Raw genomic sequence first — 21,268 nt, 5'->3', positions numbered from 1 at the left:
CCTTCTTCGAGGAATGCTTGTCGTTATTTGCTGTATGGCAGGGATAGCGGCGGCGGATGAAAAGAACATCCTGGTCACCAGCGGTAGCGATCGGGCCACCCCGATCGCCGTAGTACCGTTCGGCTGGCAGGGCGGCAGCGTGCTGCCGGACGACATGGCCCAGATCGTCAGCGACGACCTGCGCAACTCCGGTTACTACGCGCCGATTCCGAAAGGCAACATGATCAGCCAGCCGAACCAGGCCAGCGAAGTTGTGTTCCGTGACTGGAAAGCCGTAGGCGCCCAGTACCTGATGGTTGGCAACATCACGCCGGCCGGTGGTCGCCTGCAGATCCAGTACACGTTGTTCAACGTGGCCACCGAGCAGCAGGTCTTGACCGGCAGCGTATCGGGCACCGCTGAACAGCTGCGGGACATGGCGCACTACATATCGGACCAGTCGTTTGAAAAGCTCACCGGTATCAAAGGTGCTTTCTCGACGCGTCTGCTGTATGTAACGGCTGAGCGTTTCTCCGTAGACAACACGCGTTACACGCTGCAGCGTTCGGACTACGACGGTGCACGGGCTGTGACTTTACTGCAGTCGCGTGAGCCAATCCTGTCGCCGCGCTTCGCGCCGGACGGCAAGCGTATTGCCTACGTGTCGTTCGAACAGCGCCGTCCGCGCATTTTCGTACAGCACATCGACACTGGCCGTCGTGAGCAAATCACCAACTTCGAAGGCCTCAACGGTGCACCTGCGTGGTCACCGGATGGTTCGCGACTGGCGTTCGTGTTGTCTAAAGACGGCAACCCGGACATCTACGTGATGAACATGGCTTCGCGCCAGATCAGCCGTGTTACCAGCGGCCCGGGCATCAACACTGAACCGTTCTGGGGCAAGGATGGCTCGACCATCTATTTCACTTCCGACCGGGGCGGCAAGCCACAAATCTATAAAACAAGCGTAGGTGGCGGTGGCGCAGAACGTGTGACCTTTATTGGTAACTACAATGCCAACCCTAAGCTTTCGGCTGATGAAAAGACGTTGGTGATGATTCACCGTCAGGATGGCTTCACTAATTTCCGGGTTGCGGCCCAGGATTTGCAGCGCGGAACCGTAAAAATCCTTACAGATACCAACCTTGATGAGTCAGCTACTGTTGCGCCCAACGGCACCATGGTAATCTACGCCACCCGCCAGCAGGGCCGGGGAGTCTTGATGCTCGTGTCCATTAATGGACGCGTAAGGCTCCCGCTTCCTACCGCTCAAGGCGAAGTCAGAGAACCGTCCTGGTCCCCTTACCTGAACTGACGCGGCGCTACAAAAAGAAGTACTTAACACACTGGGGTTCATTAGGAGTTTCACGATGGAAATGCTGAAGTTTGGTAAGTTTGCTGCTCTGGCTCTGGCTCTGTCCGTAGCCGTTGGTTGCTCCTCTAAAGGCGGCGACAATGCCGGTGAAGGCGCAGCTGTTGATCCAAACGCTGGTTACGGCGCTAACACTGGTGCAGTCGACGGCTCCCTGAGCGAAGAAGCTGCTCTGCGCGCTATCACCACTTTCTACTTCGAATACGACAGTTCGGACCTGAAACCAGAAGCCATGCGCGCTCTGGACGTTCACGCGAAGGACCTGAAAGCTAACGGCGCTCGCGTTGTTCTGGAAGGTAACACTGACGAACGTGGTACTCGTGAGTACAACATGGCACTGGGCGAGCGTCGTGCGAAAGCCGTTCAGCGCTACCTGGTACTGCAAGGTGTTGCTCCAGGCCAACTGGAACTGGTTTCCTACGGTAAAGAGCGTCCAGTTGCTACTGGCCACGACGAGCAGTCCTGGGCTCAAAACCGTCGCGTCGAACTGCGTAAGTAATTCGTCATGCGAACGTGCCGTCGTGCTCTAACTGTATTGGCTCTCAGCCTCGCCCCGCTTGCGGTGTGGGCTGCGGTTCCTGTGGAAGATAGCAACTCTGGCTATAACAATAGCGGGAGCAGTTATCCCCCAGCGGGTTATGGCACGAACGGCGCCTATGCTGGGGGAGCGGTTACGTCCGCTCCCTCGGCACAGGGCGAGCTGTTCAACCAGCTGCAACGCATGCAGGATCAATTGTCCCAGCAACAAGGCGCGATTGAAGTTCTGCAGAACCAAGTGAACCAGCTCAAGCAAGAAGGCCTGGAGCGATACCAGGATCTTGATCGTCGTATTGGAGCCGGTGTTACACCTGCCGCCACTCCTGATAATTCTTCTGCCGGTGGTGCGCCAAGCGCCGCCGCCGGTGGTGCCGCAGCGGGGGCAACGGCTGCCAGCCAAGCCCCTGCGGCCAGCAGCGAACCGAGTGATCCGGCGAAGGAAAAACTGTATTACGATGCAGCCTTCGATCTGATCAAAGCCAAGGATTTCGATAAGGCCAGCCAGGCTTTTACCGCCTTCCTGCGCAAGTACCCAAACAGCCAATACGCGGGCAATGCCCAGTACTGGTTGGGCGAGGTCAGCTTGGCCAAGGGTGATTTACAAGCAGCAGGCCAGGCGTTTGCCAAGGTCAGCCAGCTGTACCCAAAGCATGCCAAGGTGCCTGATTCGCTGTACAAGCTTGCCGACGTAGAACGCCGCCTGGGTCATACCGACAAGGTCAAAGGCATTCTGCAACAGGTCGTTGCCCAGTATCCGGGAACGTCCGCTGCCCAGTTGGCCCAACGGGATCTGCAGCGCTTGTAAGCGAAGCTGCCCCGTTTAGAAGAAACCCGCGCCTGGCGCGGGTTTTTTCGTTAGAATCCACGCCCTTTTATGAAACACGCTTCTTGGGGTTGACGCGTTGGCGCAATCCCTCGAAGTGCCTGACGGAGGCGGACAGCCTGTTTAGCTGTTACGCCCGTGGCGACTATGCAAGACACATTACGTATTACCGAAGTTTTTTACTCGTTGCAGGGTGAAACGCGAACCGCTGGCCTGCCTACCGTATTTGTGCGGCTGACCGGCTGCCCGTTGCGTTGCCAATACTGTGACAGCGCCTACGCTTTCAGCGGCGGCACCGTGCGTACCCTCGACGACATCCTTGAGCAGGTTGCCGGCTTCAAGCCGCGCTACGTCTGCGTGACTGGCGGCGAGCCACTGGCCCAGCCCAATGCCATCCCGCTGCTCAAGCAGCTGTGTGACGCCGGTTACGAGGTTTCGCTGGAAACCAGCGGCGCCCTGGACATCTCGGCGGTGGACCCGCGCGTCAGTCGCGTGGTCGACCTCAAGACGCCTGGCTCCAAAGAGGCGCACCGCAACCTCTACGACAACATGGACCTGCTGACGGCCAACGATCAGGTCAAGTTCGTGATCTGTTCCCGCGACGATTATGACTGGGCGGCCTCCAAGCTGATCCAGTACGGCCTGGACCGTCGCGCAGGCGAGGTGCTGTTTTCCCCCAGCCATCACGACCTGAATGCCCGTGACCTGGCGGACTGGGTGGTGGCGGACAACCTGCCGGTGCGCCTGCAATTGCAGTTGCACAAATACCTGTGGAACGACGAACCGGGGCGCTGAGATGGCTGATCAACAACCTGCAGTCATCCTGCTCTCTGGCGGCCTCGATTCCGCCACGCTGGTGGCCATGGTCCGCGCCCAAGGCTACAGCTGCTACACCGAGCTTCGACTACGGCCAGCGTCACCGCGCCGAACTGGAGGCCGCCGCGCGTGTCGCCCATGACCTGGGCGTAGTCGAGCACAAAGTGATCGGCCTCAACCTCAATGGCATCGGCGGCTCGGCCCTGACTGACAGCAGCATCGACGTACCCGAGGCGCCGAGCGAAGGCATCCCGCTGACCTATGTGCCCGCACGTAACACCGTGTTCCTGTCCCTGGCCCTCGGCTGGGCCGAAGTGCTGAATGCCCGCGACATCTTCATCGGCGTTAACGCACTCGACTACAACGGCTACCCGGACTGCCGTCCCGAGTATGTTGAGGCGTTTGAACGCATGGCTAACCTGGCGACCAAGGCCGGCGTAGAGGGGCAGGGGTTTCGTATCCAGGCACCGCTGCAGAGCATGAGCAAAGCGGACATTGTGAAGGCTGGTATAGCACTTGGCGTCGATTACGCGCTGACTGTTTCCTGCTACCAGGCAGACAATGCCGGCCGTGGTTGTGGGAAATGTGACGCTTGCCGACTGCGTGCAGAAGGCTTCCAAGCCGCCGGAATGACTGACCCAACGCGTTATTTCTGATTTATTTAAAATAAGGTGTTGAATAATCCTTAGAAATCAGTATTATACGCGCCACCACACAGCGGGTCGTTAGCTCAGTTGGTAGAGCAGTTGGCTTTTAACCAATTGGTCGTAGGTTCGAATCCCACACGACCCACCATTTTTGGCGGTTTAGAAAATCCGGAAGGCCCACGCAAGTGAGGATTTCCGGGTTTTTTTTTGCCTGAATTTTGAGTGAGTAGTGGCCACTAGCTACAAGTCAGCCTTGTTGCTGCGTGCGGGCAGGCGTAGGATGCGCGCCCCGATCAGTCCAGCTGAATCGGTAAAGCCTCTCGACATGGATAGTTATGACTGTTTGCTCCCGCCTTTTTGCCGTTGCGCTCATCTTCCCGCTTACCCTGATCCCGATGTTGGCTTATGCCAGTGCTGAACGTGCCGATTTACTCGGTGTGTACCGGCAGGCGGTTGAACACGATGCGCAGCTGTCCGCTGCACGTCACGATTATCAAGCCCGACGCGAAAGCGTGCCGCAAGCCCGCGCCGGGCTGCTGCCGACCCTCAACGCCGGCAGCACCGTCGAAGCGGTGCGCTTGCAGCGCGATGAGCCCGGGTTAACCCGTACCCGTAACACCGCGGTGTTCCAGGCGAATCTCAACCAGCCGTTGTTTCGTGTCGACCGCTGGTTTCAACTCGAAGCGGCGCAGGCCACTGCATCCCAGGCTGAGCTGGAATTGGGCGCCAAGGAGCAGGGGCTGATTCTGACCACGGCCCAGGCCTATTTCGAAACCTTGCGTGCGTTGGATTTATTGGCGGCATCCAAAGCCGAGGAGGCTGCGCTCAAGCGACAGCAGGCGCAGGCCCAAGCGCGTTTGGACAATGGTGCGTCGAGCATCACCGATGTATTGGATGCCCAGGCTGCCTATGACAATGCCAATGCCAACCGCAAACTGGCAGAGCGTAAAGTCTATGACGCCTTGTCGCGCTTGACTCGCCAGGACTATGCCTCGATCGAGGGCATTGAGCATCAGCTACCTGTGCAGCTTCCGGGGCCCAACGATGCCAAAGCGTGGGTGGGGCGTGCGGTGCAGCAGAACCTGGCCTTGCGGGCCAGCAGCTACGCGGGGATCGCCGCCGAGCAGACCAACCGCCAGCGCAAGGCCGGTTATGCTCCGACCGTCGACGCAGTGGCATCCTGGCGCAAGGGTGACAACGACAGTTTTGGCTACAGTAACCCGACGGATTTTGGTCGCGATGGTTATCGGGGTAGCGTCTCGCAAGGCAGCATTGGCGTCGAATTGAACATCCCGCTGTACAGCGGCGGCATGACCCGTTCGCAAGTGCGCGAATCCACCGAGCGCTTGGCGCAGAGTGAAGACGAGCGAGAGGACCGGCGCCGCGAGGTGGTACTCAACACGCGCAATTTCTATCGGGCGATCAATTCCGACATCGAGCAAGTGACTGCCCGTCGCCAGACAATTCGTTCGAGCCGAGCCTCGGTCAAGGCCAATCAGGTGGGCCGTGACCTGGGTTCGCGCAACACGGCCGATGTCCTTAATGCCGAACGCCAGTTGTACGCTGCCGTGCGTGAGTACAACAACGCGCGATACGACTACATCATCGACACGCTCAAGCTTAAACAAGCGGCAGGGACGTTAAGCCCTGCCGACTTAAGTGATCTGGCAATGTACCTGAACAAGGATTACGACCCGGATCGCGATTTCCTTCCGCCTCAGGAGCGGCAAGCGCTTTAGTGATAGGTAAATCTCGAGGGGCTGATATCAAAATGATTCTAAATGTATCGAAAATGATATAAGCTATTGAAAGATTTAAGAAATTTATTGTCGCCAGGCGGCGCGCATGGAAGCTTATGAGTGATCAAGGAAGGGGCGCGGAGTCGCCTGCGCCAGACACCGGTCTCGTGTGTCTGGTGATGCTGGCGCGGTTTCATTCGGTGGCCGCGTCTGCCGAGCAATTGGCTCATGAATTCGCCCCGGCCAACCAGCCATTCACGCAACGTGAATTGCTGCTGGCCGCACGCAAGCTGGGTTTGAAGGCCAAATCGGTCAACACCACCATCGCCCGTCTCGACCGCACGCCGCTGCCGGCGATTGCAGCCAATGGCGACGGAACGTTTTTCATCATTGCCAAGCTGGACCAGGGCAAAGCACTGATCCAGGACCCGCGTGCCGAACGCCCGGAAGTGATCACCTTCCAAGCCCTCGCGGCGCGCTGGAGCGGTGAACTGCTTCTGGTGCGCTCCGAGTCCGGGCTACCGGGCGAAACCTCGCGCTTTGATTTCACCTGGTTCATTCCCGCCATCGTCAAATACCGCAAGCTACTCGGCGAAGTCCTGTTGGTGTCGTTCGCCCTGCAGTTGTTTGCGCTGGTTACGCCGCTGTTTTTCCAGGTGGTGATGGACAAAGTGCTGGTGCATCACGGGCTGACGACTCTGGATGTGATCGCGGCAGGGCTGCTGGGGATCATGCTGTTTGAGTCGGCCTTGAGTGGCCTGCGCAGCTACGTATTCGCGCATACCGCCAGCCGTATCGACGTGGAATTGGGCTCGCGGTTGTTCCGGCACTTGATCAACCTGCCCTTGGCGTATTTCCAGGCCCGGCGCGTCGGTGACTCGGTGGCCCGGGTGCGCGAGCTGGAGAACATTCGCAGCTTCCTCACCGGCAACGCCATCACCCTGGTGCTGGATGTGCTGTTCTCCGTGGTGTTCGTGCTGGTGATGTTCTACTACAGCGGGTGGCTGACCCTGATCGTGCTGTTGTCGCTGCCGTTGTATGGCCTGGTTTCGCTGCTCGTCACGCCGCTGCTGCGGGCTCGCTTGCAAGACAGTTTCACCCGCGGCGCCGAGAACCAGGCATTTCTGGTCGAGACGGTGAACGGCATCGATACCGTGAAATCCATGGCCGTCGAGCCTCAAGCCATTCGCAAGTGGGACAACCAGATGGCGGCGTATGTCGCCGCGGGTTTCAAGACCCAGACGCTGTCCACCCTCGCCAACGAAAGTGTGGGCCTGATCGGCAAATTGGTCACGGTCGCGACCTTGTGGTTGGGTGCGCGTCTGGTGATCGACGGGCAATTGTCGGTGGGCGAATTGATCGCTTTCAACATGCTGGCCGGTCGCGTCAGCGGCCCGATCATGCGTCTGGCGCAACTATGGACCAGCTTCCAGCAGACCGGTGTTTCCGTACAGCGCCTGGGCGATATTCTCAACACCCGCACCGAATTATCCCAGGCCACGCGCAGTGCGCTGCCGCCGCTGCGGGGGCAAATCGAATTTGACCAAGTGCATTTTCGCTACCGCGCCGACGGCTCGGAAGTACTGCGCGGCGTCAGCCTGCACATCGCCGCTGGCGAAGTAATCGGCGTAGTAGGGCGCTCCGGCTCCGGCAAAAGCACCCTGACCCGGCTGCTGCAGCGCTTGTATGTGCCCGAGCGCGGCAGGGTGCTGGTCGATGGCATGGACCTGGCCCTGGCCGATGTTTCCTCTTTGCGACGCCAGATCGGCGTGGTGTTGCAGGACAACATGCTGTTTAACCGCAGCATCCGCGAGAACATCGCCTTGAGCGATCCGGGGGCACCGCTTGAAGCGGTGATGCACGCGGCGAGCATGGCCGGTGCCCATGAGTTCATCCTCGAGTTGCCTGAAGGCTACGACACCATGGTCGGTGAGCACGGCACCTCGCTTTCCGGTGGCCAGCGTCAACGGGTCGCGATTGCCCGCGCGTTGATCGGCAACCCGCGCATCCTGATTTTCGACGAGGCCACCAGTGCGCTGGACTACGAGTCCGAGCGCATCATCCAACAGAACATGCAGAGCATCTGCGCGGGGCGCACGGTGATCATCATCGCGCACCGATTGTCGGCCGTGCGCGATGCCCATCGCATCCTGGTGGTCGATCGCGGGCAAATCGTCGAGCAGGGCAGCCATGCCGAATTGCTCACACATCAAGCCGGGCACTATTCACGCCTGCACCGCATGCAACAGGGCTGAGTTGCCCTCGGCGCGCCCTATCTGAGGCGCACCGGCATTTACTGTATTTCGGATTCAAGGATGGATGTCCCATGAGCGCTACGCCTTCGTTAATGCAGCGTTATCGCCACGCCTGGCGCGAGTCCTGGCGCCAGCGCAAACACATGGACAGCGTGCCGCGCCTGCCCCACGAATCTGCGTTTCTACCCGCAGCGCTGGAGTTGCAGGACACGCCTGTGCACCCGGCGCCGAGGATATTCATGTGGAGTATTCTGGGCTTCGCCGCGCTGGCGTTACTGTGGGCCTGCCTGGGCGAGATCGAGGTGGTGGCCGTGGCGTCCGGCAAGATCGTGCCGAGTGGCAAGACCAAGCTGATTCAACCCAGTGAGACGGCGGTGGTCAGGGCCATTCATGTCAGCGATGGTCAGGCGGTGAAAGTCGGCGAGTTGCTGGTCGAACTCGACCCCACAGCCGCCGATGCCGACGTGCGACGCATCCGCAGCGACCTGCTCGCCGCCCGCATCGACAGCGCCCGCAGCGCCGCGATGCTGGAGGCAATCAACCACCAGAAGCCACCGGCATCACTGCCCGGCGCAATTACCGATGCCGACCCGCAACAGGTGCTCAGCGCCCAGCGCTGGCTGCAAGGGCAGTATCAGGAATACCGCAGCAGCCTGGAGCTGGTCGACGCGGAGATCCAGCAGCGCAACGCCGAAATCCAGTCGGCCCAGGCCCAGGTTGCCAGCCTTCGGCAAACCGTGCCGATTGCCACGCAACTGGCCGAGGACTATCAACGCCTGCTCGCGCAACAGTACGTCGCCCGCCATGAGTACCTGGAAAAAGAACAGGCTCGCCTCGACCTGCAACGCCAGTTGAGCGTGCAGCAGGCCAGTGTCTTGCAGTCCACCGCGGCGCAAGGTGAAGCGCGACGACGGCGCGAAGGCGTGGTCGCACAAAACCGCCGCGCGATGCTCGACCTGCAGCAGCAATCCAATCAGAAAGCTGCAGGCCTGGTCGAAGAGTTGGCCAAGGCCCGTTATCAGGAAACCCTCACCAGTCTCACCGCGCCGGTAGACGGTACGGTGCAGCAACTGGCGATCCACACGGTCGGCGGTGTGGTCACCCCAGCCCAGGCGCTGATGGTCATCGTGCCGGCCGATCAGCCGGTGGAAGTCGAAGCCATGCTGGAAAACAAAGACGTCGGCTTCGTGCGCGCCGGCCAGCCGGTCACGGTCAAGGTCGAAACCTTCACCTTCACCAAATACGGCACCGTCGCCGGCGAGGTCGTCAGCGTCTCCAACGACGCTATTGAGGACGAAAAACGCGGGCTGATCTACAGCAGCCGTATCCGTTTGAAAACCGACCACCTGATGATCAACGGCCAACGCGTGGCGCTGTCACCGGGGATGTCGGTGACGGCGGAAGTGAAGACGGACCAGCGCCGTGTGATCGAATACTTCTTGAGCCCGTTGCAACAGCATATGGATGAAAGTTTGCATGAGCGTTGAGGGTTGCCCACGTTGAATTGGCCAGTGAGGAAGTTGATGTTTGTTAAATATTTGAAGTATGGGTGTGGGCTGGTTGTTTTAATGCTGTTGTCGTGGCTGGTGTTTTTCTTGATGTCGAAGCCGCAAGACAACCCCTATATGCGACTTTATTCGTCCGTGAACGGGACCGGTTCTCCGGGTTGCGAGTTTCTCAACGAAAAGCGACCAAACGTACACTTTAAGTTCAAACTCTCCGCGCAGGAATGCAGGTTTGTCTTTTATGGAGGTGGGGAGGGTATTAAGTTTTATGTTGATTATCCGAGCTCGGCAGTGGTTTTTCCGCGACTTGAAAAAGGAATTCAAATTTATTTTTTTATGACCCGTATTTCAAGGGATGAGTATGATGCAAGTAGGCATTTAGTTGGGAAGTCGCCGATTTCCGTCAGTGATGGAATTGAACTCTATGATATGAATGATTATAAGGAAAGAAAGTTTGTCGGAGAAGATGGTGTCTCCGTTATCGCTTCTGACTTCTTGGCGACCATTAGAGCGAGCAGACTGTACGCGCCGGATCTTTTAGTTTTTTATCAATACCCCAAGGAACTTACGGACGTCAAGGCAATGGATCGTTTTGCCCTTGAAGTCTTGCGTAAGATAGTAGTCGAATAAGGCGATGACCCGTGGCGTTGTTAGTGTTTAGCGATGATCAAGTGAATGCGGATGAAAGTTTGCAAGAGCGTTGAGTGTTTCATAAAGGCGTTACAGGGCGAAGCCTAAGAAGATGAGAAGCGGGTGTTGAAAATTGTTCGTTATGTGAAAGTGAAATCAAAGCTGATTATGACGCCTCGGTCATCCGTACACGTACCCGCCTTTACAAAAATAGTTATGAAATATTCCGCCAGAGTGGTAAAGGGGCGTGGGCGTGAATTTTAATGATGTTGAACGCCGGTTGAGGAGTGGGATATGGAGTTGCTAAGTGCCGAGCAGCGAAAGTTTTACAGTAAGTATTTTCTGTGTGCCATTGGTGTGGGTGTGGCTGTATTTTTGTTCATGAAATTTGCGCTTGGGGTGACGGATGACTACTTCATAAGTCTTTATCCCGATGTGAAAGTGTTGCTTTGTTTTAATATTTTTCTAGGGCTTTTTCTGTCTGAAAGAAAAAACAGGATGGTTATTTGTTTTTCCCGGGTGTTTGTATTGGCGAATTTTTCGCTGTTCGGGTTTTTTACGGGTTGTGCAGTGCGGTATCTGTCTGTAATGAGTAAATAAGGAGCGGTAATGACGATGTCGGTCAGTCAGTTTGAGCGAATTGCGGAGTTGGTTGATAACTCTTTTGCGGTGAAGAGCATTCGCGACAATGCACAAAAGGAAAACAGTAATCCACTGGAGGTTGCCGGGGATTACGGCACGATCGCCAACGGTTTGGCATCATTTTTAGACACCCCGGGACGCACCATGACGAGTTCGATTACGGCTCCGTTAGTGCTGGCGTCTGCTATTTATAAGTTTTCAAAAGGCACCGCGGGTTTAGACAATTACGCGGATATTGCCTCTCTTATTGCGTTGAAAACCAATAATGTTGCGTTGGCACGCATTGCGCTTTCTTTTTCCGTGGGGGTCAAGATCGGTGGCTATATTCAAACGACTTGGGGGCCGGCAATTGATGCACGAATAGGTGAATCTTCCATGCAGGTGGGAGATTACTTTATGGAGAAAACCGGGTCGGTTGAGTTTGGCTCGGTCATGGCGGCTGCCTCTCATGCATTGATGACGATCGCTTATCTCCCGTCTGAGTTTGGTCCGGTGAAAGAGCTGAGTGCCTGGATTGAAGAGCAGGGGTTGTTGGAGCCTGCATTTAATGCGTTCGATCATTCCGTTGCGTTCACCGCCGAACACATTTTTGCCCCCGCTAACGAAGCCTTTCAAAGTCTGAATGCGCAATACGATGCTATCGTCGAAAGCTCGAATGCACGTCCGAATCTTACCCAGGACGGCGCGGCTCAAGACTTAATAAAGATTGATATAACACCTAGTCCGACACCCCTACAACACATCCAGGGCGAAAGCAAAGCCCAGCAAGACGTTGCCAACGGCTACATTCAAAACTCGGCAACGCATAATATCTTCGCCGTTGGCGGCATTCTGAACAAAACCGATTTCACCTCCACTCAAATGGCCAGCCTGGCCTCGGGCGGCATTCGCCCCGGTGAAATGCAACTGGACCCCAACGCGCGTCCCAATACCTACCTGTCGCAGTTCTATCCTGCCCCGGACGCGACCAAACCGGACTTCAGCCTGCGCAGTGCCGTGACCCTGAACGGCCTGTCGGCGATGTCGACATTCAACACCTACGTCGACCCGTTGTTGCTGGACCTGACCGGTAATGGCGTGTACATGACCGACATCCGCGACGGCGTGTTGTTTGACACCGACCACAGCGGCACGGTCAAGCGCAGCGGTTGGGCGGATCGCACCACCGGGATGCTGGTGATTGACGATGGCAGTGGCCAGGTCAAAGACGTCAGCCAAATGTTCTCCGAGTATTACGGCGGCAAAGTCGGCGTTAACGGTGCCGCGGGCGAGACCAGGTTCAAGGACGGTTTCGCGGCGCTGGCCAGTGAGGATGCGAATAAAGACGGTGTGATCGACCAGAACGATCCGATCTGGAGCACGTTGCGCGTCTGGGTCGACGGCACCCATGACGCCAAAGTCGATGCCGGTGAATTGAAGACCCTCGCCGAGCTGGGTATTACCCAGATCAACGTGCGCGCGGCGGCTTCCATCCAAGCCGAAATGCGCGACGGCAACCGCGTGTTGGCGACCGGCTCATTCACCATCAATGGCAAAAGCCAGGAAGCGCTGGCAGTAGACTTCCTCGGCGACCCGGTCAGCAACACGCTGACCAGCCAGGGCGCAGGCACCCGCGTGACCTCCACCACCAGCGGCCCCAACAGCGTCACCACCAGCGCCTATGCCAGCCATAGCACCACGGGCGAAACCCTGGATGCGGCCACAGTGGGCGTCAACAACCTGTACGGCGGCAGCGGCGACGACACCTTGATCGCGGCCCCGGGCGGCGGTTGGCTGGTGGGCGGTGCGGGCAGCAACACCTACAACGGCGGCGTGGGCGATGACGTGTTTGTCATCAGCGCCTCGGACAATCCGGCCAATATTCACGGCAATGGCGGCCATGACACCGCGATCATCGTCGGAGACAAGGGCGTGGTGCTGAACATGGCCCAGGCTGGCCTGACCATCGCCGAAGGCGGTGGCGGCAACGACACGATCATCAGCGGCGGCATGGGCAGCGCCTTTATCAAGGGCGGTTCAGGCTACTCGACGCTGGTGGGCGGCGGCGGCAACGACGTCCTGGTCGGCGGCACCGGCCACAACACCATCATCGGCGGCAGCGGCAAAGCGGTGATCTATGCCGGGCCGCAAGGCGACACCATTTACGCCTCCGAATCCGGCAGCATCATCCATGCCGGTGGCGGCGCCGATAAAATCTACGGCGGCGCCGGCAATGACGTCATTGAGGTCGGTCACGGTAACGCGACCATCGACGGCGACGGCGGGATCAACCTGGTGACCCTGCACGGTAACCATGGCGATTACCGCATTACTCGCACCACCACCGGCTATGAAGTGGCCGACAAGGTGGCCGGACGCGACGGCACGGTGACGCTGAGTAATATCCAGAAGCTCAACTTCTCGGACATCTCCGCCGTTGACCTGCTGACCCCGAACGCAATGCCGGTAGCGGATGTGCTGACGGTGGACAAGGCCGGCAACGCCTTTGATCGCACCCAAGCCCACCTGATCAGTGCCCAGGCTTTGCTGGCCAATGATCAACGTCTCAACAGCCAGGGCGCGCTGCACATTGCCAACGTCGGTGATGCTGTCGGCGGTACGGTCAGCCTTACCGCTCAAGGCGATGTGCTGTTTACCCCGGATCAGCATTACGACGGCCTGATCAGCTTCAAGTACGGCGTGGCCGATGCGGCAGGTAACCTGTCGGCGGCGGTCGTTGACTTGGGCAGTGGCCAGACCGCGCCGATGCGGGCCGGTGTGACCTTGCTCACCCCCGAAGTGCCGCTTGATCCTTTGGCGGCGCAGGAGTGGTACCTGAGCGACACCCATGTGCTGCCGGTGTGGAAGGACTACACCGGTAAAGGCGTGCGCATCGGTCAATTCGAGCCCGGTGGCCAGTTCGCCACCGCGCCGGAAATCTTTGATGTCGCGCACCCGGACCTGGCGCCGAATATCGACCCGGCCTGGCTGCAGACGCAAAAAGCCAACGGCACCTTGCCAGGCCTGGTGTCCAACCACGCCACGATGGTGGCCGGCGTGATGGTCGGTGCGAAGAACGGCATCGGCGGTGTCGGCGTCGCTTACGACGCAACGCTGGGTGGCTACTACCTGGCGGGCAAAGGCGATGACCTGGCGGGCCTGGGGCACATGGTCAGTTTCGACATTGCCAACAACAGCTGGGGGTTCACCACGGACTTCGCCCTCAGCAGCCTCCAGAACGGTTCGCTGGATACTGCCGCTGCCCTGAGCATGAATGCGCAGTACGCCGCCAGTAACGGTCGCGGCGGCCTGGGCACCATTATTGTGGCGGCGGGCGGTAACAGCCGGGCCACCGGCGGCAATGCCCAAGGTTCGCTGACCAACAACAATCGCTTCTCGGTGGAGGTCGGCGCAATCAATGCCCAAGGCGATTTGTCGACCCTGCAGATTGGGTCGTCGCCGTTCTCCAACCCGGGCGCCAGCCTGTTGGTCTCGGCACCGGGCAGCAATGTGGTGTCCACCAGCCACATGCTGGAAACCGAACGCGGTTCCACGTTCGGTAACGATTACACCAGCATGCAAGGCACCAGCTTTGCCGCGCCGATCGTCTCCGGCATCGTCGCACTGATGCTCGAAGCCAACCCGAACCTTGGGTATCGCGACGTGCAGCAGATCCTCGCGTTGTCGGCCCGCAAGGTCAACGACCCCGCAACCCAATGGGCTGATAACGGCGCACAGGGCTGGAACGGCGGCGGCATGCATACCAGCAACGACTACGGCTTTGGTGAAGTCGATGCGCGGGCTGCCGTGCGCTTGTCCGAGGCCTGGATGACCCAGAGCACGGGCGCTAATGAGTATGTCTACAGCGCGTCCAGCGGCGCACTCGGCCAACCTTTGGCAGCGGGCGCGACACTGACCTCATCCATCGCGATGAATGCCGGGTTGAACGTTGAACATGTGGAAATCGACTTCGATGCGCAGGTCGGCCGCCTGGGCGATTTGACCCTCAAGCTGATCTCTCCCGATGGCACGCAAAGCGTATTGCTCAACCGTCAGGGCAAAGTTCCGGACGGCATGCCGGGTGCCAGCGCAGCGGACGTCGGCAGCACGCAGGCCGGTGCGTTCAAATACACCTTCATGTCCACCCATGACTTCGGTGAACACTCGGCGGGTAACTGGACGTTGCAGGTGACGGACGCTGCGTCCGGTTTGCCAGTGACGCTCAACAGCTGGTCGCTGCGTTTGTACGGCAGCAAGGCGAGTGCCGACGACACCTATTTCTACACCGACGAATACGTCAAATCCGTGCTCGGCAATGCCCATCGCGCTGTGTTGGACGACGCGGTCAACGGCCTGGCCGGCGGGCGTAACACGCTCAACGCGGCGGCTGTTTCAGGGGATACCTCGGTCAATCTGTTAACCGGTGTCGCCAGTATCGGCGGTGCAGCGTTGACGGTGAACAACCCGGCGAGCCTTCACAACATTGTTACCGGCGACGGGAATGACACCTTGGTCGCGGGCAATGCCGATGCCTTGCTGGATGGCGGGCGCGGCAATAACACTCTGACCGGCGGCGCGGGCCAGGATTTTTTTGTGGTTCATCGCCGTGAGGCGGGCAGTGACACGCTCAACAACTTCGAGGCCGCCCGTGGCGAAGTCGTCGACTTGGTAGGTTTTGCTGGCAAGCAATTTGCCGACCTGCTGCTGACCCAGCAGGGCGCGGACGTCAACGTCGACCTGGGCAACGGCCAGAGCATTGTCCTGAAGAACCAGGTTGTCGCCGGTATCACGGCGGCAAACTTCATGTTCCAGGACCGCTTTGTGGCGCCCACCGCCTACGTCAACAGCGACGCCTCAGCGGTCAAGCCGCAAGAGGGCTTGGGCACTGTGGTGCTCAAGGGTGGCGGCCAAGGTGTGATGTACACGGGCGACGCCCAAGGCAAAAACGTGGCCTCGTTGAGTGGCACGGTCTATAGCCACGACAGCGCGACCGCGGATGTGTTTGTGGTGGCGGCGCAAACCGGCGTTACCGATTACAAGAATGCGTTGCGCGGCTTCCGCCATGGCATTGATAAGATCGACTTGCGCCAGACCGGCGTCACCGACTTCAGCCAGCTGACCATCGAGCACAAGAACCGCGCCACGTTAAACAACCTGACCCAGATTCACGGGGTGTACGTCACGCACAACGATTCCAACACCAAGCTGCTGTATCTGGATGCGCTTGATGTGGCGCAGGTGACGGCGACGGATTTCCTGTTTGCCGATCACGCGCCAACGGTGGTCACGCCGGTGGGGCCGGTGGTACCTGTCACGCTGCCGCCGACTGATTTGCACCCGCCTATCGTCGTGCCGGACCCGGTGCTCAAGCCGTCGGTGACGATTCCGGATCTCACGTTGCCGCCGACCAAGACGCTCGAAGAGCTGCTGGCCGAGCGCGGTATCGATCTGAACCCGAGCGTGCCGGAACATAAAACCATTGAGCAGATTCTTGCCGAGCGCGATGCCAATCGTGGCGTGACAGTGCCTGAGCATAAAACGCTCGAGCAACTGCTGGCCGAACGTGGCGTGGGTTCGCTGGAACCGACAAAGCTGCCGGACATTGGCGTGGTCGGGCGCACGCCGATTGATGTGCGTCAGCCGCGGCCGATTGTCATTCCAGACATTCCGATGGTCGATATCTCGCATCGCGACCTGGATCTTACGCCGCGCCAACCGAGCGTGGTGGACACCTCCTTCGATTCCATCCGTGACCGAATTCTTGGGCGCACGCCTTCGACAGTCGAACCGGTGCCTGCGGCAAGTGATCCCAACGTCATCAATATCAAAGGCTTTTTTTCAGACGATGTGATCCTGGGGGACGAGAGCAAGACCATCAATATTGAGGCGTTCAATGTCAAAGTGGTCGCCGGCAACGGTGACAACACGATCAATGTGGCGGGGCGTCGAGGCAATATCAGCCTGGGCAACGGCAATAACGTTGTGACCGGTGACATCGACCAACTGACGGTTGGCCACGGTAACAACACCCTTACCGATTCCGGCTCTTTCACGCATGTAAAACTGGGCGATGGCAATAACAAGGTCGTGGTCAGCGGCAGCATGCCGACGGTTGAGGTCGGGCACGGCGTCAACGACATCGAGTTCAGTGGCACACGAGGGGAATTGGTGTTCGGCCAGGACATCAAACCCGATCATCTGTGGTTCCAGCACACAGGGCAGGACCTGCAGATATCGGTGGTCGGCAGCCAACAGGAGGTCACGCTGCGTAACTGGTACGCCGACACACCTGAGCGTCCACGGGACATCATGGCCGGTGATCGTCAGCGGTTGATGGACAGTGATGTGGACCATCTGGTCCAGGCCATGGCCGCATTTGCCCCTGCGGCACCTGCGACCATGACCTTCGGTGCCGCCGAGCAACAGGCGTTGCAGCCGGTGCTTGCGGCCAACTGGCGATAATCCCCCGCACGTTAACCCGCAAAAGGGCCCGCGATACTCATCGCGGGCCTGTGGCCTAGCCAAACCGCCCGGTAATATAGTCCTCGGTCTGCTTCATCTTCGGCTGGGTGAAAATCTCGTCCGTATTCCCATACTCAATCAATTCCCCCATAAACATGAACGCGGTGTTGTCCGACACCCGCGCGGCTTGCTGCATGTTGTGGGTCACGATAATCACCGTGTACTGCGCCTTCAACTCGGTAATCAACTGCTCGATGCGCCCAGTGGAAATAGGGTCGAGCGCTGAGGTCGGTTCGTCCAGCAGCAACACCTGTGGACGTAGCGCGATGGTGCGCGCGATGCACAGTCGCTGTTGCTGACCACCAGAGAGGCTCTGTGCACTCTGGTTGAGTTTGTCTTTCACTTCATCCCACAGGGCGCCGCCGCGTAAGGCTTGCTCGACGCGGTCATTCATTTCGCGCCGGGACAATTTTTCATGATGGCGCACCGCGTAGGCGATGTTGTCGAAGATCGACATCGGAAACGGCACAGGCTTCTGGAACACCATGCCGACGTGGCTGCGCAGGCGATTCATCGAGTAGCCGGGGGCGAGGATGTTTTCGCCATTGAGCAGCACTTCGCCACGCGCTTCCTGCTTCGGGTACATCGCGTAGATGCGGTTGAACACGCGCAGCAAGGTGGACTTGCCGCAGCCTGAGGGGCCGATGATGGCGGTGATGCGCTTTTCCGGGATATCGATGTCGATGGATTTCAACGAGCGTTGGTTGTTGTAAAAGAACTCCAATCCACGCACCTGGATTTTGGTTTTTTCGTGAGCAATGTCGGTGGCGTCCATCAGTGAGACCTATTGCGTAAAAGGATCAGGCGAGATGCCAGGCTGAGCACCAGCACGAACAGTGTGAGCACCAAGGCGCCGGCCCAGGCCAGTGAGTGCCAGTCGTCGAACGGGCTCATGGCGTACTGGAAGATAACCACCGGCACACTGGCAATCGGCTTGAGTAGGTTGCTGCTCCAGAACTGATTGCCAAAGGCGGTGAACAGCAATGGCGCGGTTTCCCCGGTGATTCGGGCCAGGGCCAGCAGGATGCCGGTGACCACGCCAGCCTTGGCCGCCCTCAACACGATCTGCAAGGTCAGTTTCCATTGCGGCACACCCAGTGCCAGCGCGGCCTCGCGCATGGTGGAGGGTTGCAGTTGGAGCATTTCATCGGTGGTGCGCACCACCACTGGAATCACCAGCAGGGCCAGGGCCAAGGCGCCGGCGATGGCGGAAAAACCAACCTGGTGATTGGTCAGCAGGTTGAGTGGCAAGATCACGCCGGTGTAGATAAACAAACCCAGCACAATCGAAGGTGCCGACAGCAGGATGTCGTTGATAAACCGCACCGTGGTGCCCAGGCGTGAGTGGCGTGCAAACTCTGCCAGCCAGATACCGGCCATCAACCCAATGGGCGTGCCGATCAACAGTGCGATGGCAGACATCAATGCGCTGCCATAGAACGCGTTGGCCAGGCCGCCTTCGGTGCCTGGCGGCGGCGTCATCTGGGTAAACAGGCGCAGGTTGAGGGCCTGGAACCCATTGATGATGGTGGTCAGCAGAATCCACGCCAGCCACAAAAGGCCGAAGGCTGTTGCGCCGCAACTGAGGAACATCGCCACCGCGTTTTTCAGCGCACGTTTTCGGTACAGGCGTTCGTTGGCGTTCATAACCCTTCCTTGCGCGACAGGCGCATCAGCATCAGGCGCGCCAGTGCCAGCACCACAAAGGTCACGATAAACAGCAAGAAGCCCAGCGCGATCAGCGCGGAGCGGTGAAGGTCGGTGTAGGCCTCGCTGAACTCGTTGGCGATCACGGACGCAATCGAACTGCTGGGCATCAGCAGCGAGGCGGAAAATTGCTGGGCGTTACCCAATACGAAGGTCACGGCCATGGTCTCGCCAAGGGCACGGCCCAAACCTAGAAAGATCCCGCCGACAACGGCCGAGCGCGTATAGGGCAAGACGATGTCCCACACCACTTCCCACGTTGTGCTGCCAAGTGCGTAGGCCGATTCTTTCAACTGCGTAGGCACACTGCGAAACACCTCATGCATCACCGAGGTGATAAACGGCATGATCATCACCGCCAGCACAATCCCGGCAGTCAACATGCCGATCCCCAGCGGCGGGCCCTGGAACAGCGAGCCAATAAAGGGCAGGGCGCCGAGGTAGTCGTTGATCAAGGGCGACAGGTGCTCAGCCATAAACGGCCCGAACACGAACAAGCCCCACATGCCATAGATGATCGAAGGAATACCGGCGAGCAATTCAATCGCCGACGCGACCGGCATCTTCAGCCATGGCGGCGCGACCTCGGTGAGAAAAATCGCAATGCCAAAACTCACCGGCACCGCAATCAGCAAGGCCAGGAATGAGGTGACCAAGGTGCCGTAAATCGGCACCACGGCGCCAAAGTGGTTGTTCACCGCATCCCATTCGGTGCTGGTGATAAAGCTCAAACCAAAGGTCTTGAACGCCAGGCCACCGCCCCAAAGCGTCGAGGCCGCAATGGCCCCCAGCAGCACTAATACCAACATGGCTGCGCCGAACATCGAGCGTTTGAACCACAGATCGTGGCGTTGATCGCGGGTGGCACGCCGGTCGCCCGGTGTCTCGCCTGCGTGAGTCGTCATAACCAGCGGATGGACGGTGTCATTCATATCAAATGTGCTCACCGCCTCCCTCAGCGCAGAGGAAGGCGGTTGTAGGGCGAATCAGTTGGCGAAGTCAGACTTCCAGTAAGCTTCGATACGCGACACCAAGGAGTTCGGCAGTGCTACGTAGTCCAATGCCGCGGCCTGTTGCTGGCCTTTTTCCAGTGACCATTTGAAGAAGCTGAACGCCGCCTGGCTTTGCTCGGCATTCTTGGGCTGCTTGTACATGATGATCCAGGTGGTCGCCGTGATCGGCCATGCGCCTTCGCCTGGCGCGTTGGTCATGATCAGGTTGAAGTCCTTGGCGTTGGCCCAGTCGGCGGTATCCGCAGCCGCCTGGAACGCCTTGGCGTCAGGTTTGACGAATTTCCCCGACGCGTTCTTCAACTGGGTGTAGGTCATCTTGTTCTGCAGGGCGTAGGCGTATTCCACAAAACCGATGGAGTTCTTGATCTGCTTCACGTAGGCCGAAACGCCTTCGTTGCCTTTGCCACCAACGCCAACCGGCCACGGCACGGTGGTGCCGAAACCGATCTTGGTTTTCCAGCTGTCACTGACTTTGGCCAGGTAGTTGGTGAAGTTGTACGAAGTGCCCGAACCGTCGGAGCGGTGCACCACGGTGATGTTCGCCACCGGCAGGTTCAAGCCAGGGTTGAGGGCGGCGATGGCCGGGTCGTTCCAAGCCTTGATGTCACCGAGGAAAATCTTCGCCAGCACGTCGCCATCGAGTTTCAGTTGGCCTGGCGCAATACCTTCAACGTTCATCACCGGCACGATGCCGCCAATCACGCTGGGAAATTGGCCCAGGCCGCTGGCTTTGAGGTCATCGGCCGACAGCGGGGCGTCGGAGGCGCCGAAGTCAACGGTGGCCGCCTTGATCTGGGCGATACCGCCGCCGGAACCGATCGACTGGTAGTTGATGCGATTGCTGGAATTCTTGCTGTAGTCCTGCGACCACTTGGACAGCACCGGGTAGACGAAGCTTGAGCCCGCGCCGTTCACGTCAGTGGCGTGGGCCACGCCGCTCAAGCACAGGGTAGCGAGCAAAACAGACAGTCTTTTTTTAGTCGGCAACATCACGACAACACCTCAGGGGAAGGGTAAGTGGGTAGGTCCACCTGTCCGGGACGTGACGATTTAATTCCTGAGATATGTCTGTTTAATGACGGTTTGGGTTTATGAAGAAACA

General features: G+C 58.8%; 14 protein-coding genes, 1 tRNA gene and 1 pseudogene. 12 read left to right on the top strand and 4 right to left on the bottom strand.

Going from position 1 to position 21,268, the window contains the following annotated elements:
* The first annotated feature begins 13 nt into the window (after nt 1-13).
* The 12 genes and pseudogenes from tolB to E0F99_RS04070 all read left to right on the top strand — a co-directional run bounded on the left by tolB (nt 14) and on the right by E0F99_RS04070 (nt 17,386).
* A complete protein-coding gene (gene tolB / locus E0F99_RS04125; protein WP_152745290.1) occupies nt 14-1,294 on the top strand; it encodes a Tol-Pal system beta propeller repeat protein TolB in 1,281 nt (426 codons plus the stop codon).
* 55 nt (nt 1,295-1,349) lie between these two features.
* The gene (gene pal, locus E0F99_RS04120; protein WP_003209827.1) at nt 1,350-1,850 is read left to right on the top strand and encodes a peptidoglycan-associated lipoprotein Pal; all 501 of its coding nucleotides are present in this window, start codon (nt 1,350-1,352) and stop codon (nt 1,848-1,850) included.
* A 6-nt stretch (nt 1,851-1,856) separates the two neighbouring features.
* Nucleotides 1,857-2,693, top strand: a complete 837-nt coding sequence (ybgF, locus tag E0F99_RS04115) for a tol-pal system protein YbgF (RefSeq protein ID WP_083356997.1) — start codon at nt 1,857-1,859, stop codon at nt 2,691-2,693.
* 165 nt (nt 2,694-2,858) lie between these two features.
* On the top strand, nt 2,859-3,506 hold the full coding sequence (gene queE, locus E0F99_RS04110; protein ID WP_083356998.1) for a 7-carboxy-7-deazaguanine synthase QueE: 648 nt from the start codon (nt 2,859-2,861) through the stop codon (nt 3,504-3,506).
* A gap of 1 nt (nt 3,507) precedes the next feature.
* A pseudogene (queC, locus tag E0F99_RS04105) lies at nt 3,508-4,183 on the top strand (7-cyano-7-deazaguanine synthase QueC).
* A gap of 63 nt (nt 4,184-4,246) precedes the next feature.
* Nucleotides 4,247-4,322: transfer RNA gene (locus E0F99_RS04100), tRNA-Lys, on the top strand.
* A 247-nt stretch (nt 4,323-4,569) separates the two neighbouring features.
* The gene (locus tag E0F99_RS04095) at nt 4,570-5,913 is read left to right on the top strand and encodes a TolC family outer membrane protein (protein ID WP_278045757.1); all 1,344 of its coding nucleotides are present in this window, start codon (nt 4,570-4,572) and stop codon (nt 5,911-5,913) included.
* A 116-nt stretch (nt 5,914-6,029) separates the two neighbouring features.
* Nucleotides 6,030-8,168 (top strand): type I secretion system permease/ATPase, encoded by a 2,139-nt coding sequence (locus tag E0F99_RS04090; RefSeq protein ID WP_083357000.1) that lies wholly within the window; start codon nt 6,030-6,032, stop codon nt 8,166-8,168.
* 71 nt (nt 8,169-8,239) lie between these two features.
* Entirely contained in the window at nt 8,240-9,655 is a 1,416-nt protein-coding gene (locus E0F99_RS04085; RefSeq protein WP_130908711.1) for an HlyD family type I secretion periplasmic adaptor subunit, read from the top strand.
* Between the two features lie 36 nt (nt 9,656-9,691).
* Nucleotides 9,692-10,303 (top strand): hypothetical protein, encoded by a 612-nt coding sequence (locus E0F99_RS04080; RefSeq protein ID WP_083357002.1) that lies wholly within the window; start codon nt 9,692-9,694, stop codon nt 10,301-10,303.
* Between the two features lie 294 nt (nt 10,304-10,597).
* Complete coding sequence (locus E0F99_RS04075; RefSeq protein ID WP_083357003.1) at nt 10,598-10,903, top strand: hypothetical protein; 306 nt, start codon at nt 10,598-10,600, stop codon at nt 10,901-10,903.
* Between the two features lie 417 nt (nt 10,904-11,320).
* The gene (locus tag E0F99_RS04070) at nt 11,321-17,386 is read left to right on the top strand and encodes a S8 family serine peptidase (RefSeq protein ID WP_232000125.1); all 6,066 of its coding nucleotides are present in this window, start codon (nt 11,321-11,323) and stop codon (nt 17,384-17,386) included.
* A gap of 55 nt (nt 17,387-17,441) precedes the next feature.
* Here the strand turns inward: E0F99_RS04070 and pstB are convergent, their stop codons facing one another.
* The 4 genes from pstB to pstS are packed head-to-tail and all read right to left on the bottom strand — an operon-like array spanning nt 17,442 to nt 21,156.
* A complete protein-coding gene (pstB, locus tag E0F99_RS04065; protein ID WP_083357004.1) occupies nt 17,442-18,221 on the bottom strand; it encodes a phosphate ABC transporter ATP-binding protein PstB in 780 nt (259 codons plus the stop codon).
* Nucleotides 18,221-19,093, bottom strand: coding sequence for a phosphate ABC transporter permease PstA (pstA, locus tag E0F99_RS04060; protein ID WP_083357005.1), 873 nt, complete (start codon nt 19,091-19,093; stop codon nt 18,221-18,223). Before pstA ends, pstB begins: the two co-directional genes overlap by 1 nt.
* Nucleotides 19,090-20,085, bottom strand: a complete 996-nt coding sequence (gene pstC, locus E0F99_RS04055) for a phosphate ABC transporter permease subunit PstC (protein WP_083357006.1) — start codon at nt 20,083-20,085, stop codon at nt 19,090-19,092. The genes pstA and pstC overlap by 4 nt, the downstream gene beginning before the upstream one ends.
* A 54-nt stretch (nt 20,086-20,139) precedes the next feature.
* On the bottom strand, nt 20,140-21,156 hold the full coding sequence (gene pstS, locus E0F99_RS04050) for a phosphate ABC transporter substrate-binding protein PstS (protein ID WP_083357007.1): 1,017 nt from the start codon (nt 21,154-21,156) through the stop codon (nt 20,140-20,142).
* Nucleotides 21,157-21,268: the final 112 nt, after the last annotated feature.

Source organism: Pseudomonas antarctica (genome assembly GCF_900624995.1).
GTDB lineage: Bacteria > Pseudomonadota > Gammaproteobacteria > Pseudomonadales > Pseudomonadaceae > Aquipseudomonas > Aquipseudomonas antarctica.
The sequence above is the reverse complement of the archived record's forward strand: the minus strand, read 5'-3'. Positions and strand labels throughout refer to the sequence as shown.